This window comes from Clostridium sp. C8-1-8, from assembly GCF_009928445.1.
In the GTDB taxonomy this organism is placed as follows: Bacteria; Bacillota; Clostridia; order Clostridiales; family Clostridiaceae; genus Clostridium_AR.
In genome coordinates this window covers 66,417-83,023 of sequence record NZ_JAABNO010000022.1, presented here as the reverse complement: position 1 = coordinate 83,023, position 16,607 = coordinate 66,417, and the positions used below count along the sequence as shown (strand labels likewise).

The 16,607-nt window shown below is 31.4% G+C and carries 16 protein-coding genes; 12 read left to right on the top strand and 4 right to left on the bottom strand.

Annotation, left to right across the window (positions count from 1 at the left end):
• The first annotated feature begins 778 nt into the window (after positions 1-778).
• The 5 genes from GXK57_RS19210 (at position 779) to GXK57_RS19190 (ending at position 6,005) form a co-directional block, all read left to right on the top strand.
• A complete protein-coding gene (locus GXK57_RS19210; RefSeq protein WP_160679440.1) occupies positions 779-1,954 on the top strand; it encodes an MFS transporter in 1,176 nt (391 codons plus the stop codon).
• Positions 1,955-2,094: 140 nt separating this feature from the next.
• Positions 2,095-2,796: an SIMPL domain-containing protein gene (locus GXK57_RS19205; protein WP_160679438.1), complete on the top strand. Its 702-nt coding sequence runs from the start codon at positions 2,095-2,097 to the stop codon at positions 2,794-2,796.
• A 383-nt stretch (positions 2,797-3,179) separates the two neighbouring features.
• Positions 3,180-4,010 (top strand): MBL fold metallo-hydrolase, encoded by an 831-nt coding sequence (locus GXK57_RS19200; RefSeq protein WP_160679436.1) that lies wholly within the window; start codon positions 3,180-3,182, stop codon positions 4,008-4,010.
• A gap of 318 nt (positions 4,011-4,328) precedes the next feature.
• On the top strand, positions 4,329-5,093 hold the full coding sequence (locus GXK57_RS19195; RefSeq protein WP_160679434.1) for a SatD family protein: 765 nt from the start codon (positions 4,329-4,331) through the stop codon (positions 5,091-5,093).
• A 30-nt stretch (positions 5,094-5,123) separates the two neighbouring features.
• Positions 5,124-6,005, top strand: coding sequence for a DUF3307 domain-containing protein (locus GXK57_RS19190; protein WP_160679432.1), 882 nt, complete (start codon positions 5,124-5,126; stop codon positions 6,003-6,005).
• Here GXK57_RS19190 and GXK57_RS19185 read toward each other — a convergent pair whose 3' ends face one another.
• Positions 6,006-6,392, bottom strand: a complete 387-nt coding sequence (locus GXK57_RS19185; RefSeq protein ID WP_160679430.1) for a SatD family protein — start codon at positions 6,390-6,392, stop codon at positions 6,006-6,008.
• A gap of 487 nt (positions 6,393-6,879) precedes the next feature.
• Here GXK57_RS19185 and GXK57_RS19180 point away from each other — a divergent pair, with 487 nt between their 5' ends.
• Entirely contained in the window at positions 6,880-7,152 is a 273-nt protein-coding gene (locus tag GXK57_RS19180) for a phage holin family protein (protein ID WP_160679428.1), read from the top strand.
• 65 nt (positions 7,153-7,217) lie between these two features.
• Here GXK57_RS19180 and GXK57_RS19175 read toward each other — a convergent pair whose 3' ends face one another.
• The gene (locus GXK57_RS19175; RefSeq protein ID WP_160679426.1) at positions 7,218-7,535 is read right to left on the bottom strand and encodes a DUF6483 family protein; all 318 of its coding nucleotides are present in this window, start codon (positions 7,533-7,535) and stop codon (positions 7,218-7,220) included.
• 441 nt (positions 7,536-7,976) lie between these two features.
• Here GXK57_RS19175 and GXK57_RS19170 point away from each other — a divergent pair, with 441 nt between their 5' ends.
• The 6 genes from GXK57_RS19170 to GXK57_RS19145 all read left to right on the top strand — a co-directional run bounded on the left by GXK57_RS19170 (position 7,977) and on the right by GXK57_RS19145 (position 12,792).
• Positions 7,977-8,642 carry an amino acid ABC transporter permease gene (locus tag GXK57_RS19170; RefSeq protein ID WP_160679424.1) on the top strand — a complete coding sequence of 222 codons (666 nt, stop codon included), beginning with the start codon at positions 7,977-7,979 and terminating at the stop codon, positions 8,640-8,642.
• Positions 8,623-9,300: an amino acid ABC transporter permease gene (locus GXK57_RS19165; RefSeq protein ID WP_160679422.1), complete on the top strand. Its 678-nt coding sequence runs from the start codon at positions 8,623-8,625 to the stop codon at positions 9,298-9,300. The genes GXK57_RS19170 and GXK57_RS19165 overlap by 20 nt, the downstream gene beginning before the upstream one ends.
• A 20-nt stretch (positions 9,301-9,320) precedes the next feature.
• Positions 9,321-10,061, top strand: coding sequence for an amino acid ABC transporter ATP-binding protein (locus GXK57_RS19160; protein ID WP_279285518.1), 741 nt, complete (start codon positions 9,321-9,323; stop codon positions 10,059-10,061).
• Positions 10,062-10,080: 19 nt separating this feature from the next.
• Complete coding sequence (locus GXK57_RS19155) at positions 10,081-10,956, top strand: cysteine ABC transporter substrate-binding protein (RefSeq protein WP_160679420.1); 876 nt, start codon at positions 10,081-10,083, stop codon at positions 10,954-10,956.
• Positions 10,957-11,639: 683 nt separating this feature from the next.
• Positions 11,640-12,167: an isopentenyl-diphosphate Delta-isomerase gene (idi, locus tag GXK57_RS19150; protein ID WP_160679418.1), complete on the top strand. Its 528-nt coding sequence runs from the start codon at positions 11,640-11,642 to the stop codon at positions 12,165-12,167.
• A 424-nt stretch (positions 12,168-12,591) separates the two neighbouring features.
• Positions 12,592-12,792 carry a cold-shock protein gene (locus tag GXK57_RS19145; protein WP_128213817.1) on the top strand — a complete coding sequence of 67 codons (201 nt, stop codon included), beginning with the start codon at positions 12,592-12,594 and terminating at the stop codon, positions 12,790-12,792.
• Between the two features lie 134 nt (positions 12,793-12,926).
• Here GXK57_RS19145 and GXK57_RS19140 read toward each other — a convergent pair whose 3' ends face one another.
• The gene (locus tag GXK57_RS19140; protein WP_160679416.1) at positions 12,927-13,805 is read right to left on the bottom strand and encodes a hypothetical protein; all 879 of its coding nucleotides are present in this window, start codon (positions 13,803-13,805) and stop codon (positions 12,927-12,929) included.
• A gap of 330 nt (positions 13,806-14,135) precedes the next feature.
• A complete protein-coding gene (locus GXK57_RS19135) occupies positions 14,136-16,484 on the bottom strand; it encodes a sialidase family protein (RefSeq protein WP_160679414.1) in 2,349 nt (782 codons plus the stop codon).
• Positions 16,485-16,607: the final 123 nt, after the last annotated feature.

The window sequence follows — 16,607 nt, the reverse complement described above, 5'->3', positions numbered from 1 at the left end:
AGAAATACTGGCAGGCGACATAATCTATTTTTTATTTTCGAGTTTAATGAAGAAATGAGTTTATATTAACAAAAGTAAATGAGTACATAAATAATATAGTTTCTCAAAATAAAAACGCTAAAGCGTTCTTCTTTAGCGAATTTTTTGCGCATCTGCCTTTTCTGAACGAATGTGAAGAAATACTGGCAGGCGACATAATCTATTTTTTATTTTCGAGTTTAATGAAGAAATGAGTTTATATTAACAAAAGTAAAGGAGTATATAAACCTATATTTACTAAATTATAGAAATGTGCTAATATATAAGAGATTTAGTATAAACGGAGGTGAAGGATATGAAATATTTCTTTTTAGAAAATGCAATTCTAGATAGATTACCTATGTCTTTATCTGGTATTACACATGTTAATTTTGGGTCCAAGGGACAAGTCTGCCCAAAATTAAATATAATTCTAAAAGGAATGTGATATCTTGCCTTGTTAATATAAAATGAAACTTTACCCAGGCTAGATGACTTGCCTGGGATTTTTATATATTTAAATCAATATTTTTATATTGGTTTACTTGATTATTTATAGATTAAATTTGAAAAAATCCTTTGGCAGTCTGTTGCGAAAGGATTTTTTTGTTTTTATTGGGATAAAAGTTTAAGAAGACTTCTAAAATTCAGCGTTTTTTCAAGGGTTGACATATGGCGAGCTATTAGAACTAAATGACTTTTAATGATGTAGTGCATTAAAAAAACTTACAAAATAATAATTTGATTAGGAGAACTTGATATGAATTATAAAAATAAATTAAGAAAAAATATAACAAAGAATTATATATTTACGTTTTTTACTGAATTCACTTTTACTAATGGAATCTGGATGATATATCTAGCTTCAAAGGGTTTATCCTTGACGGAGCTTGGACTTATAGAAGGGATTTTTCATGTAACATCCTTTTTTATGGAAATACCTACAGGGGCAGTGGCAGATATATGGGGGAGAAAGATAAGCAGAATATGTGGACGTGTATTATCACTTGTGTCATCAGTGATTATGATATTTGCCAACAATTTTTTAGGCTTTTCTATTGGTTTTGTTATATCGGCTATTTCTTATAATTTAGAATCAGGAGCAGGGGATGCCTTAGTCTACGATTCCTTAAAAGAGATTAAGGAAGAAAATAGCTACATGAAGATATCAGGAATCAATGAATTAATAATGCAGATAGCTAGTACGGGAGGATTGATTATAGGGGGATTACTATCTAAGTATGACTATAGTTATGCTTATATGGCGACAATTGTTGTAACTGCAATTAATATAGTTCATTGCTTTTCTTTTACTGAGCCGGAAATAGATATAGAAAAAGGGCATAAGAGTATTAAAATAATTAAAGAACAGGTAATTGAGAGTTTTAAAATAATTATTAGCACTAAAAGAATTGCTTTCTTGATAATATTTATGGAAGCTATTTCAATGTTTAACACTAGCATTTTCTTCTATTTTCAGAACTACCTGCTGGGCAATGGAATGTCACAAGGTAAAATAGGAATAATACTAGCAATGTCTTCTCTTGGAGCAGCTATAGTGGGAGCTAATGCATATAGAATAGAAAAAAAGATCGGGGAAGTTGGGATAATACTAGTTATTCCTATAATGATTTCTATAGCTATATGGGGAGCAGCCCTTAGCAAATACTACTATATATTCTTTATGATCATTAGCGCCTTGGAATCACTAGTGTTTGTTGCTGTAGGTGACTATATAAATAAAGTGATACCTTCTGACAAAAGGGCAACGATCTTATCAATGGGAAGCATGATATTTAGCTTTTATATGATAATAATATTCCCGGTTATTGGTAAAATGGGTGACTTGTATTCTTTAAAGACTTCTTTTGAAGCTATAGCTTTCATAGCATCAGTGATGTCTATAATAAGCTGCTTTATCATTAAAAAGCGATAAATTATTCCATATCTCTTTTTTGCTTAAAGTTGAAGAGTTTTAACTAAAGTGAAACATTTATTTCCTTCATGCATAGTATAAAAAGATTAGTAGAGATATTTTATGAAAGTATCTTTTAAATAATTCTTGAAGGTGAGGATATGTATCCTGAAGGGTATGGTGGTGTTTTTTCTAGTAGGTATAATTATGTAAATGGAATTGACGACATAGGAGTATTTAACAATATCTTAAAGGTGACAGGCACTGGAGTAATAAAAGTAATGCCTGACACTGCAGAAATTGTACTTGGGGTAATTACAGAAAACGACAAAGTACAAATTGCTCAAAAAGAGAATTCTACTATAACTGCACAGGTTATAGAAACTTTAAAGAACTTAGGGGTTCTTAATAAGGATTTAAAAACTGAAGGCTATACAATTAATAGCAAATATGACTACGTAGATGGAAAACAGGTATTTAGAGGATATGAGGTAAGAAATTTAATTAGAGTGACAATTAGAGACATTAATAACATAGGTATGATAATAGATGCTGCAGTAGAACAAGGTGTAAATAATGTTGGGAACATAAGCTTTACCATAAAGGACTCATCACTTTTTTATTCAGAGGCTCTTAAGCTTGCAGTTGAAGATGCACAGAGTAAAGCTATCACTATTGCCTCAAAGTTGGGGGTAAAAGTGGATATAATACCTATAAAGATAGTAGAACAAACCAGTGATATGAGCATGAGTACCAGCGGTCCTACCTTTAAAGCTACTTTAGCAACTACACCTATTGAAACTGGAGAGAACAAAGTACTTGCTATTGTGGAAGCAGTATTTCTACTTTATAAAAAAGTATAAGATTTTTACGATGTTAAAACTAGTGGTTTCAATGGATTTAGATAGCTTTTGACAATACTCAGAAAAGCAAAGTTTAAATCTATGTTAGATTTTCTTAATTTACATTCTGGAAGTTATATGAACAAAAAAAGTAATGCACCTAAATGCTTTTTAGTATTTAGGTGTATTTTTGTTACGAGGTGAAAAAGCCTAAAAGATGTATAGTGTACTAACTTTAACTATTAATTTATAAATCTCGGAAAATAAATGCCTCTTGCGGTTTTGTGGAATTTATAAATTTGGAGCATATATAACATAATATTAGAATTAAAATAAGTCATTAAAGTTAAAATAACAAAAGTTATAATATACTCTAATTTTGCTTAAGTATAGGAGGGGAAAAGATGATAACTGAAATTTTAAATAAAGTAGCTGATTTAAGTTCTTCCTGCGATCAAGTTACGGAAGATATTATAGTTGCTAGATTTAAGATAGTGAATGCAGTTTTGATAGGTAATGTTAATAGTATTAACAAGGAGTGGGTGCTTATAGATACAGGACTAGAAAGCTCTGGTAAAGAAATAATAGAAATAGCAGAGAAGTATTATGGAAAAGGCAATAAACCCAAATGTATTATTTTGACACATGGACATTTTGATCATATTGGATCTGTTATATACCTAAGTGAATTATGGCAAGTGGATGTTTATGCTCACAAACTTGAGATGCCATTTCTTACTGGAAAGGAAGATTATCCGAAAGGAGATCCATCTGTGGATGAAGGTCTTGTTGCAAAGATGTCTCAATATTTTCCTAATGAAGCAATTGATTTAGGTGATAAGGTTAAGATGTTACCTGAAGACGGTAGTGTACCCAATCTTCCAGAGTGGAGGTGGGTGCACACCCCTGGGCATACACCTGGACATATATCCCTGTTTAGACAAAGAGATAGAGCACTAATAGTTGGAGATGCCTTCACAACATTGAAGCAAGAATCCTTAAGTTCAGTTCTTACACAAAATAAAGATGTTAGTGGGCCTCCTGCTTATTTGACTACTGACTGGGAAAATGCTAAAAATTCAGTGAAAGTATTAGCTAATTTAAAGCCGGAGATTATAGTACCAAGTCATGGTAGCACAATGAGTAAAAAGGAGATTGAGCCCTATTTAGAGGAAATGGTGAAAAATTTTGATGAAGAGGTAGTTCCTAAAAAAGGCAAATTTGTTGAGCAATGATATACAAGTTCAAAGTAAAATAGATAAATCAATAGAGTTACCACTTCATACTAAAATTTGTATTATCAAATATCCTATCTGAACCTATAAGAATATTGAAATCAGATTTAGGATTCACATATGGAGATTTAATTTATACTTGCTTGGTAATCACTGCTTTTTGCTAGTATCATACATGTGTAAACAAAAAGTTGAGCTGGAAACTCTACAAAAGGTAATTATATAATAAATGATAAACTTAATTATTGTTTACTATAGGTAAAATTAGGTATAATTATAACTAGAGAATGTGCAGCAATAGGAAGGGGTTTTTTATGTATGTCTATATATAGTGTAATAAATATGGATATTGTAGGATCCAGAGAGCTTACTAACAGAGTGAAAATTCAAGAAGAATTAAAAAATTACTTCATTACTTTGTATGAGGATTATCAAAATATATTTGTATCTCCTATAACTTTCACTTTAGGGGATGAATGGCAGCTAGTATTAAGAGATGTGAAAAGAAGTTATGACATTTTCTTACTTATAAAAAACTTCCTTTTAAAATACAATATTGAAGTTTATTGTGGAATAGGTATAGGAAAAATTAGCACTGAAGAATCTAATGATACAAGAGAAATGGATGGTGAAGCATTCATTTATGCTAGAAATGCCTTGATATCTGCAAAGGCAACTAATACATTTTACAACAAGCAACTTTATACAAAAGATTGTAAAGTTATAATAAATGGACCGTCCACTACTAGCAATAGAGTTCAAAGTGAAACTTATAATGAGTATTCTATAGGACAATTAGAGGCTGCAGTAACGGCTGAAGAGGATTGTTTAGTGTTTTTAGAGCTTGTAAATACATTGATTCAAAATAATGAAATGATTGAAAATAATATTACTGATAAGCAAAAACACATAATTAATCTTTACGAAACCTTCGGTTCATATTCTGAAATTGAAAAAGCTTATCCTAGTTACACTAGATCAAGTATATCTAGAAAGTTAGCAGCTTCTAATTATTTTTTAAGTATCCATAACAAGGAAGTTATAGAAAGCCTTCTAGATCAGTATGTAGCAGCTCTAAAATAATAATGAGTTTTAAATAAGGAGTATTTTGTTATGAATATTGAGTTACTACTAGTAACCCTATTAAGTCATATTATTTTTGATTTTGTATTACAATTCGAGTTTATCCGTAATGATAGATTTCCTTTCTGCAAAGAAGATGGAAGAGATATTTTTCGTAAAAACATATTATTGAAGACTATAAAAGGTAACTTGATTCATACCTTTTTGCATTTGATAGGTTTATATACAATCTTAGGCATTTTACAGTATTTAAAAAATAATCCAATATATATATCATTTTGGATGGTGGTACTAATATGCGTGATTCATTTTGTAATTGATGAAACAAAATCTATAATTTACTTGTTTAGGACAAGCAGTAAAAATAACGTATGGATATTCCTATTAGATCAGGTGTTTCATATTGTCTCTATTAGCGCGATTATTTATAATTTCAGGTTTTTAATGCTAATAAATGTGTTGAAGTATAAGCTCATAAATTATCCCAATGGATTTACACTCACTGAAAAACTTTTGATTACTGTAATGGTGTTTTTTGTTTGTACTTGGGCAGTAGGAATATTTATAAAAATTTTTGTGAATTATATAATTGGCAATAAAAATAATCTGGTCACCGATGACGGCCTAGGTAAGAATATAATTGATGAAAATGGCAATATAATTAAAATAGCACTTTCTGAAGCAAAGAATGGTGGATTTATTATTGGCATATTAGAAAGAATTCTGATTTTAATTAGTATTGTTATTAATTATCCTGCCATGATTGGATTTGTACTTACTGCAAAGTCTGTAGCTCGCCTTAAGAAATTATCTAATGACAGCTTTGCTGAGTATTTTATAATTGGTACCTTTATAAGCTTTATGTCTGCTTTAACAGGTGGCGTTATAGTTAAAAGTTTATTCTTGAAGTAATCAGCTTATTAATATACTTACAGAGCATTTATTCTTTTTTGCATATTTAACTGCTTTTCTCGCAAGGTGAAAAGATGGACCATCAAGTTGATTAACTGTAAGTTCAAAATTATGAATAGATATTGATCCAATTCCTACACCAGTATAAAAATTAATATTTTCAGGTAAAGCATCGCGAAAAAAGTTGATTATTTTACTATAATCTGAATCTCCGATTAATAACCCCTCCCACTCATCTCCTAAGGTTATTATAAAAGGAGAGGCTATTATACTAGCAAATAGTTCATTACAAGTTTTTATAGAGTTAATCAATATGCTTTGTAGTTCATCTCTATTTTCTATATTTCTAGAATCTTTTATATCAAATATTAAAGTTATATAATTCATAGTTCCTCCTTTAGATATTGTAAAAGCATTAAGGATTAGAAAGTTGTCTTTTAAATGACAACTTTCGCAAAGTTGTCATTTAAACAGCAACTTTTTATCTTATAATTTTATAATGTATTATATGATACATCATTAACAACGTACCTATATACGGAAAAGCAGTTTCAAGATATTGAAGGTGTCTTCCAGATGAAATCTAATTTTGAAGTTAGTGTAATTTTTTACTGGAGGATTGTAAAATGTAAATTTTGCACATCTTAACCCACAAAAGAAATGTCACAATATAAATATGGTGTGGTTTATATTGTCTTGAATGTAAATATATGTTAGTATATTTCTAAGATAAGTTTTGTTAAGTACTTTGTTAGAATTTAAAGGACTAGTAATCAGATGATAAGATGAGTTTATGAGAAGAATTTATATGTTATCTTCTATATATATGTATAAAATAAGTTAATAAGATTTAGTAAAAGGGGGAGGGGCTTTTATGGATTTAGAAAAGTTTGTTCCAGAGCAATTAATGATATTAGTTGCTGCATTGTATGTAATTGGAATGTGTTTGAAGTCTACACCTAAGGTTAAAGATTGGTTAATACCTTGGATATTAATTATTATAGGAATAATTGGATCCATTTCCTTGCAAAAAGGATTTACTGCTCTTGCAGTTTTTCAGGGCATAGTTTCAGCGGGCCTTGCTGTTTTGAGCAATCAATTAATTAAACAAACTGTAAATAGAGATGAAGATGATAAAAATAAATAATAATTAGGAAAAATTATGTGAGTAAAAAATTCACTAAAGAAAAATTCTTTAGTGAATTTTTGTTTTTACTCAAAATGCATAGAGTTAATGTCCTCTAAGCCTTGAAGAACTTCTTCTCTAGAAAAGTTGTTAGAAGTTAAGTCTTCATCTGATTTTTCCAATAGAGTATTATAAAAGTCAATAGCTGTATCCTTTATAGCTCTAGATTTGTTTTTCTCCAATTCTTCAAATATTAAATTTTCAGCCTTATTATAGTTGCCTTCAAGAATTAGTTTTTTCAATAATAACTGAAGTAAATCTCCTGAGCCCATGTTGTTAAAATCAGACCCGTCAAAAGCTTTTAGTTGTTTCTCATCATCTTTGTTAGTTCTAAAAAACGCCATAAAAACACCACCTACTAGTATGTAATCGTAACTTATATTAAGTAGAAATAGGCAAATAAAAGTTTCACCATAGACTATATTTTATCATAAATTTTAAATTAAGTAATTAATGAAATTGACAGAACATATTTCATGCAAAAATGGTTGGAATATAGCAACTTCTATCGATATGTAGTTACTTAATGAATAATTAGAAAAAAATAAATTCATTTTTATAAATGATAAAAATATATATATTTGGATAAAAAAAATATAAATTATCTAAATAAACGTTAAAAAATTAACGAATAATTAATGATATGATATAAAATTTAACAAAATCATTCTATGACATTATTGACACTTTTAACATATTGTTCATATAATAGGATAAATAACTTATAAAACAAATAGGAATAGTAATTTATTTGAATTTTCAGAGTTTTTAAAGGTGGTATATCCATGAATATTAATTGGCAATTTATATCTAGTAATTTGCCTTTATACGAAAAAGCTGCTTGGCTTACTGTGAAGCTAGCTTTTTGGGGTATATTGGCATCAATTATAATAGGACTTATTTGTTCGGTAATACTTTACTATAAGGTTAAAGTATTAGATGTTGTTGTAAGAGCTTATATTGAACTTTCGAGAAATACTCCATTGTTAATCCAACTTTTTTTCCTATACTATGGTTTAACAAAGTTAGGAATTAAATTAAGTGAAACTTCCTGTGCAATTATAGGATTATCTTTTTTAGGTGGAAGCTATATGGCAGAAGCGTTTAGAGGTGGTATAGAAGCTGTAGGTAAAAGTCAAATTGAGTCAGGACTAAGTATAGGACTTTCAAAATATCAATTAGCTAGGTATGTAATACTTCCTCAGGCCTTTTCAGTAAGTGTACCAGCTATAGGAGCAAATTGTATTTTTCTTTTGAAGGAAACATCAATTTTTAGTGCCATAGCAATTGTGGATCTTATGAACGTAACAAAGGATTTAATTGGACTTTATTATCAAACTTTTGAATCTTTATTTATGTTAGTGGTCTCTTACTTAGTGATATTATTGCCTCTGTCCCTTCTTCTGACATGGCTTGAAAGGAAGGTAAGATATGCAGAATTCGGTAATTAATGCGATTTTTGATGGTAACAATATGTTGAGGCTTCTAGGTGGCTTACTTGTAACCGCTAGGATTGCATTTATATCAATAGTTATTGGCTCCATATTAGGAATAATATTTGGATTATTAAGAACTACAAAATCAAAAATAGTAAGGTTTATATTTAGGCTTTATTTAGAAATCTTTAGAATAATACCTACACTCGTATGGTTATTTATACTTCATTTTGGAGTCACTGCTGCACTAAACATTCAGCTAGATGGAGAATTTGTGGCTATATTTGTATTTAGTCTGTGGGGAGCTGCTGAAATGAGTGATATCGTTAGAGGTGCACTAGAGTCGTTACCTAAGCATCAGTTAGAGTCTGGTAAAGCCTTAGGTTTAACTTATATTCAGCTCTATAGATATATATTAATACCACAAGCAGTGAGAAGGTTACTACCAGGTTCGATTAACTTAGCTACCAGAATGGTAAAAACTACATCGCTAGTTGTGCTTATAGGAGTAGTTGAAGTTGTCAAAGTTGGACAACAAATTATAGAGAATGCAAGATTTACCGTTCCAACAGCGTCTTTTTGGGTATACGGAATAGTGTTTATACTATATTTTATAATCTGCTATCCTCTTTCATTGATATCAAAAAGACTTGAAGCAAAGTGGAATAATTAGGGGTGATTATCATAGATAAGATGAATAATGAAGTATTGCTAGAGATTAAAGGCTTATATAAAGAGTATGAAAATAAAAAAGTATTGAATAATGTTAGTTTAGATATTCATAAAGGTGAAGTTGTAGTTGTTTTAGGACCTTCAGGCTGTGGAAAAAGCACTCTTCTTAGATGTTTGAACGGACTTGAGCCTATTCAAGGAGGAGACATAAAGTTATCAGGAATGTCTCTTACCCATAAGAATGTAAAATGGCAAGAGGTAAGGCAAAAAATAGGAATGGTATTTCAGAATTACGAACTGTTTCCACATATGACTGTTATTGAAAACATACTTCTAGGACCTACTAAGGTTCAAAACAGAGATAAGAATGAGGTTTTGGAGCAGGCAAAACAACTGCTTAGTAGAGTTGGTCTCCTTGATAGAATGGATGCTTATCCAAGACAGCTTTCAGGTGGTCAAAAGCAAAGAATCGCAATTGTAAGAGCACTTTGCATGAATCCAGAAGTTATGCTCTTTGATGAAGTAACAGCTTCTTTAGATCCAGAAATGGTAAGAGAAGTATTAGATGTTATATTAGAGCTGGCAAAGCAAGGTATGACAATGGCTATAGTTACTCATGAAATGAACTTTGCTCGTGCAGTAGCTGATAAAATAGTATTTATTGATTCTGGTAATATTTGCGAAGTTGCTGAACCAGAAGAATTCTTTAAAAATCCAAAGACAGAACGTGCACAGCACTTTCTAAATATATTTGAATATTAAAATTGGGGGAAGATTTATAATGAAAAACATTAAAAAAGTTTTAGCAGCAGTTATAGCAAGTACATTATTAGTAGGAAGCTTTGTTGGATGCAGTAAAGCTACTACATCAGATGATAAAGGAAAGTCATCAACAGCTTCAAGCTCTTTAGAAGATATTAAAAAGCGTGGTAAGATTAGAATTGGTGTATTCAGCGATAAACCACCTTTTGGATATGTTGATTCTAACGGTAAGAATCAAGGGTTTGACGTAGAGATAGCTAAGAGATTTGCTAAAGATCTTTTAGGTGATGAGTCAAAGGTTGAATTTGTATTAGTTGAGGCAGCTGCAAGAGTTTCAGTTTTAGAATCAAATAAAGTTGATATAACAATGGCTAACTTTACAGTTACAGATGAAAGAAAGCAAAAAGTAGATTTTGCTAATCCATACATGAAGGTTTCTCTTGGAATAGTATCTCCAGATGGAGCACTTATAACTTCTGTTGATCAATTAAAGGGCAAGAAGCTTATAGTAAACAAAGGTACAACTGCAGAAGCTTATTTCATGAAGAACTATCCAAATATAGAATTACTAAAATATGACCAGAACACAGAAACTTTCGAAGCGCTTAAGGATGGTCGTGGTGCTGCATTAGCTCATGATAACACAGAAGTATTAGCTTGGGCAAAGAGTAACAAGGGATTCACAGTTGGAGTACCAACTTTAGGAAGTCAAGATACTATAGCACCAGCAGTAAAAAAAGGAAACAAGGAACTTTTAGATTGGATCAACAAGGAACTTGAAAATATAGGAAAAGATAACTTCGTGCATAAAGCTTATGAGGATACTTTAAAGCCAGTATATGGTGACTCAGTAAGTCCTGATAATCTTGTAATTGAAGGTGGCAAATTAAATTAATGTCTAGGCAGTTGGTATTTAATATCAGCTGCCTATTTTTTTACTGTCTAGCAATTCTTCATGAAAGCTAAAGCACTCACAAAAGTATAATGATGAAGTTTGTCTTTTTCGTAGGAAGGTATAAAATGTTTTTGCTAGCTAAACCTATTTATAGCAAGGTTTTCGAGTATATAGTTAATATAAACAGTAAAAAAGAAATCTTATTCGCCTGGCAGACTTTCCTTATATACATTCGGAAAAAGACAGATACTCAAAAAACTCGCTGAAGAAGATACAAATTTATTGTACAAGTACTTTGAAGGTTTGACTTTAAGGTGTATGATACATATAATTTATAAATATATATGGAACTTAAAAACACTACAATGTAAATTGGTTTGTCTAATCAGTTGCTTTATGAAAACTCAGTTTATAGCTATTCAAAAATCATAGCCTCTGTGGATTTTCGCTGCTGGATAAATCAATGGGTTATTAACATTATGTATAAAATTATAGATTTTTAATAGAATGATGACTATATAAAGATGTATCATTACAATCCTAAAGCTAATTTTAAAGATTCTCTGGGCTTAAGAGGAAAATTAGAAAATATAAATTTAAATATGAAGTGGTACATACATATAAGAGATATTTTAGGAACTAGAAAATTATAGAACAATAATTAAATAGGAGGAAATTTTGGTTTGGAAAAGATTGCAGTAGTGAATGATAGAGATGAAATAGTAGGATATGAAGAAAAAATGTTTGTTCATGAAAAAGGAATTCTACATAGAGCCTTTTCTGTGTTAATTGTAAATTCTAAAAAAGAAATGCTACTACAAAGAAGAAGTCTTATAAAATACCATTCTCCAGGAGAATGGACAAATGCTTGTTGTAGTCATCAAAGAGAAAATGAAAGCATATTAGAGGCAGCAAAAAGAAGAATTTTTGAAGAGTTAGGAATTAAGAGAATAGAACTTAAAGAAAGTTTTGTATTTCAATATAAATGTCATTTTTCTAATGGATTATGGGAGAATGAAATTGACCATGTATATATAGGAAGATATGAAGATTATATGGAAGAGTTCGATGAAGAAGAAGTAGAAGAAGTGAAGTGGATTGAAATAGAAGCACTTAAAACTTGGATTAAAGATAGGCCAGAGGATTTTACATACTGGTTCAAAGTATTGATGAAAGAAGTAGAACAAAGAGAAATAACTTTTCTAAGTTAGGAACCATAGTTGTTATTGTATAGCCATATAATTTTAATAATATTTTTAAACGTGGACTTATCTTTATAATAGTGATTTGGCAATTATGTAAATTAGGGATATGTTAAAATGTTAAATTTATTGAGAATTAATGTATAATTATCTATGTAAGTGAGGCATAATATCAATGTAACGTAATATCTTCTCTAGTAGTTTTAATATTAATAATAGCTAATACTTTTTAAATATGAAACTAAAAACAGAGGATTTACCTAATGAACTCTTCTGAAAGCTAATTAGAAATCAACGTAACCTAGTAAAATGTTAAACGAAAGATGGATTAAAATGTATTTTATCATCCATAAGAAGTTACTGGTTACATCGGAATTTTATTAGTGAAATGTTCCAGAGAGTTTAAAAAATAAAATTTCGGAGGTACAACATTATGAATGGTACAGTAAAATGGTTTAATCCAGAAAAGGGATTTGGATTTATTACAGGAGATGACGGAAAAGATGTATTCGCACACTTTTCTCAAATAAATGCTGAAGGATATAAATCTCTTGAAGAAGGCCAAAAAGTTTCTTTTGACGTTGCTCAAGGCCCAAAAGGACCACAAGCAGAAAATATAACTCTTGTAAGGTAGAAAGAAACATCCCCTTAGAATTATTTCTAAGGGGATTAATTATTATAGATAAATTCTTATATTCTTATAAAGATAAATTTATAAACATATAAGAATTTATATGTTTACTCAACCATTAAGGCTACTCTAAGCAGCTATTCTATCCAAAAAGGTTGAGTCCATGCCATCGCACCATCTTCTCTTTTTACTTCTATTCGTACATAATTTTCATTTCCATTAAATGAGTAGGATGCTGAAGTTCCACTGCATTGTTTTAGAAGTTTTCCTTCATTACCAACAAACGAAAATTGTGCAGGTATATTCTTGTGAGATAATTCAATAAAAATGTTTTTACTATCTGCTTTAATAGAATCTATGTAAATTCCTGTAGAAGCATAAAAGCTTCCAGATTTAAGTGAATTTAATATAGACTCTGGACTTTTACTAGAGCAAAGTGCCATATTAAAAGCGCCACCGCATCTTTGAAATATGTGCATGTCATCATTTGCAAAGCCAAATATTTTTTTACCGCTGGAAAGTAATTTATCCCATAAATCAGTAGCTACAGCCCTTCCTTTATTATCAAACTTAACATTATTATTGTAAATCTCTATTCCTATGTAGTTTGATAAAGCAATAAGCTTTTCAAAGGGCCAATAGTCATCATTATAAACATGAGGATGACATATTATGTTTATTCCGTTATTATTAGAAACTTGATCAAATAATTCTTGATGATTTTCATAATTTCTTTCATCATCTTTGTAAGCATAAATATTTATACCTAGGGTTTGAAGGTGAGTAATTTTAAATTCAACCCCTTGAAATAAAATAATATCGTCGCTAATTTTATCTTGCAATTTAGTTAGAGTGCAGTGATCTGTAATAGAAAGAAAGTCATATTTCATCTGATATGATTTGTACATATCTATTACCGTTTGTAAAGGGTAATGTCCGCATTGGCTATTTGATGTATGAGTGTGTAAATTTCCTTTAAGCCAAATTCCTTCTGATAAATATGGATTAATTATCATAAAGTTTCCTCCGTATAGTAGTTTTTCATACATATTATATAACAAAAATAGAGCTAATAGATGTATAACTTGTTAATTAAAAAAGAGTAAACAATTTCATAACATATATACCACATGTAGTATAAAAATATTTCTCATATATACCTATTTAGGTCGCATATACATACTAATTAAAAGCCTTATCTATAATATATTTTTATACGAAAGAGAAAGAATTTTTAATTATATATTATGTAGGCTTTAGCATCTATCAATGGTTAATAAAGAAAGAGAAAGAAAGCTCCTCTATATAAAGAGGAGCAAGAAAAACTTATTATTTACTATTATATTTTAATTAGTTGTAGATATATCACCATATACTACACCACGTCCATTGGTTGCAATATAAACTCTTCCGTAAATTCTTGGATCTCCAATAATAGCAATATTTGTACTTCCGTACTGATGTTTATCATCGTTAATCCTTACCCAAGTTGCACCGCCATCATCAGAACGATAAAAACCTCTAACATTATTTATCTTAGCACTTGTATATATAGCTGGGTAAGTTTGATTTGGAGCGGCTTTACCAAATCCAACAGCATCAGCTGCTTGTACATTAGATACCTTTTGGAAGGTTGCACCTGAGTCGGTAGAGTGCCATAAGCCATAAACACCTTCCTTAGTACTTCCTCCAGTTAACCATATATCACCTTCGTGTCCAGCGACTGCACTAAAGTTACCTGTACCAGTTGTTGGAAGTCCAGAAGATACTGTCAGTTTAAAGTTTGCACCGGCGTCTGTGCTAACATAAAACTTTCCTTGATAGAAAGCATAGAATTTCTTTGGATTAACACGATCGGAAACAACCTTTGCTCCAGCTGGCACACCTACAGAAGCAATCCATGAATTACCATTATCCTTTGAGTAGGCAACTTTTCCGGCAGTACCTCCAGCACTCCACACAACAACACTTGCATCTGATGCTGCGGCCACAGTTCCACCAGCATTTGAAGTAATACCACTCATATTTTGAGCTGTAAACCAGTTGCTTCCTCCATCATAAGAGAAGGATATACTCTTCATGCCATTTTTATAATCGTCATCACTGACGTTACCTGTACGAACAATGAAGTTTGGTGTCTTTTCGGCAAAATCCATGCTTGTAGTATTAAAGCTTGGATTTAATAGCATCTTACTAGGAGCTTTAGTTAAATCGTCATGTTTAAAGCCACTGATGTCTCCCATGCCGCTTAAAAGATTTGCACCAGAAGGTGGGCTTATTATTGTGTTTACGGAAGCTTCTTCTATTCCAGAAGCTTTTACAGAAATATTTATTTTCGAGCCCTTATCCCAGTTAGTTAAGTTGTCACTGCCGTAAATAGTTGCTCCAGTACCATACATCATTCTATCTGAATTAAATGGGTCGATAGCTATGGTTCCATTCATCCAGCCAAGCTTAGGTGAAGTCTCTGGCATGCTCTTTGTAACACCCCAATCAAGCCATGGAGCAGCAGATATATCTTGAGTGTACTTTAAATCTCTATTAGGATATCCGTTCCAAGACCATATTGGACTCCAGGTAGCACCGCCATTTGTGCTTCTATAAATCTGCGCATCAGGCCACCAAGAGTTAAGAGTTGTGACCATGATTGTGTCAGGATGCTCTGCATCTACAGCTAGTCCACCATATCCAAAGTAGTCATCTGAACTACTTGGTAAAACAGGACTAATGTTAGTCCACGCACCAGTCTTAGTGTTGTACTTCCAAACATCTCCCTTATCTCCATCATAAGGTCCACAGGTATCACTATAAGTTATATAAAGATTACCGTTAGAGATAACTCCATGATGAGGTAAATAGCCTGTTGAGTTTCCTTTAGAGTCCTTCCAACTTGTCTGATTTGTCTTTGTAGGTTGATTTGCTACTGGCTGCCAGGTTGCTCCACCATCAGTACTCTTATATATACTTTGATTTGTATCAGCAACTCCAACATATATTGTTTGAGTAGTATTTCCTGCACTACCAGTAGAAGGATCAAAAGTAACCCAAACTATGCCTATAGAGTCATTGAAGTAAGGATCTATATAATTACCTGTAGCAGTAAAGCTTGTAACCTTTGACCAAGTAACACCATAGTCAGTACTTCTCCAAAGGCCATTTCCATTGTGAGTACCAAGATATAGCACTTTATTATTGTTAGGGTCTATTGAGAGTCTTTCGCCCATGGAGCGGCCTGGCATGTTTCCACCAATCTTAAAGGGAAGATCAGTTTTTTGCCATGTATTTCCCTTGTCTGTAGATCTAAGAATTGCACCATTTCCAGCCCAGTCATTTGTATAAGTACCAGCAGCTATATATACTCTATTTGGGTCAACAGAATCTGTGGCTAAGCTTTCACAGCCTGTAAGATTCCAATCGTCAAAACCTATCCAGTCAAGCAGGGGAGTCCAGGAACTAGTTGCAGCGTTCCAACGATAAGCGCCGCCCATATCAGTACGTGTATATATAAGGTCTTTTTGTTTCTGATTGAAGATTATCCCAGGTATGAAACCTCCTCCAGCACCAGTTTTTACGTTGTTCCAGGTGTAGGAAGCAGTAGTTGCTTTAGCTTGGATTGAAGACTTTAAGGTTAAACCAGCAGTAACGGTTGAGCATATGGTCATAGTAGCTATAATACCAATAAGCTTTTTATTCATTATTAACCTCCTCAAATAATAAAAAATAGGCATCTTGTCTAATAAATTTTTTTAAGGGGATAACATATAGGGATTTGTTACATTCCGCGGATAATGTAAACGATATATGTTGAATTCATGATA

Excerpts from the sequence above, each read along its gene's own strand:
- GXK57_RS19210 (WP_160679440.1), top strand. The coding sequence starts at position 779 with ATGAATTATAAAAATAAATTAAGAAAAAATATAACAAAGAATTATATA.
- GXK57_RS19205 (WP_160679438.1), top strand. The coding sequence starts at position 2,095 with ATGTATCCTGAAGGGTATGGTGGTGTTTTTTCTAGTAGGTATAATTAT.
- GXK57_RS19200 (WP_160679436.1), top strand. The coding sequence starts at position 3,180 with ATGATAACTGAAATTTTAAATAAAGTAGCTGATTTAAGTTCTTCCTGC.
- GXK57_RS19195 (WP_160679434.1), top strand. The coding sequence starts at position 4,329 with ATGTCTATATATAGTGTAATAAATATGGATATTGTAGGATCCAGAGAG.
- GXK57_RS19190 (WP_160679432.1), top strand. The coding sequence starts at position 5,124 with ATGAATATTGAGTTACTACTAGTAACCCTATTAAGTCATATTATTTTT.
- GXK57_RS19185 (WP_160679430.1), bottom strand. The coding sequence starts at position 6,392 with ATGAATTATATAACTTTAATATTTGATATAAAAGATTCTAGAAATATA.
- GXK57_RS19180 (WP_160679428.1), top strand. The coding sequence starts at position 6,880 with ATGGATTTAGAAAAGTTTGTTCCAGAGCAATTAATGATATTAGTTGCT.
- GXK57_RS19175 (WP_160679426.1), bottom strand. The coding sequence starts at position 7,535 with ATGGCGTTTTTTAGAACTAACAAAGATGATGAGAAACAACTAAAAGCT.
- GXK57_RS19170 (WP_160679424.1), top strand. The coding sequence starts at position 7,977 with ATGAATATTAATTGGCAATTTATATCTAGTAATTTGCCTTTATACGAA.
- GXK57_RS19165 (WP_160679422.1), top strand. The coding sequence starts at position 8,623 with ATGCAGAATTCGGTAATTAATGCGATTTTTGATGGTAACAATATGTTG.
- GXK57_RS19160 (WP_279285518.1), top strand. The coding sequence starts at position 9,321 with ATGAATAATGAAGTATTGCTAGAGATTAAAGGCTTATATAAAGAGTAT.
- GXK57_RS19155 (WP_160679420.1), top strand. The coding sequence starts at position 10,081 with ATGAAAAACATTAAAAAAGTTTTAGCAGCAGTTATAGCAAGTACATTA.
- GXK57_RS19145 (WP_128213817.1), top strand. The coding sequence starts at position 12,592 with ATGAATGGTACAGTAAAATGGTTTAATCCAGAAAAGGGATTTGGATTT.
- GXK57_RS19140 (WP_160679416.1), bottom strand. The coding sequence starts at position 13,805 with ATGATAATTAATCCATATTTATCAGAAGGAATTTGGCTTAAAGGAAAT.
- GXK57_RS19135 (WP_160679414.1), bottom strand. The coding sequence starts at position 16,484 with ATGAATAAAAAGCTTATTGGTATTATAGCTACTATGACCATATGCTCA.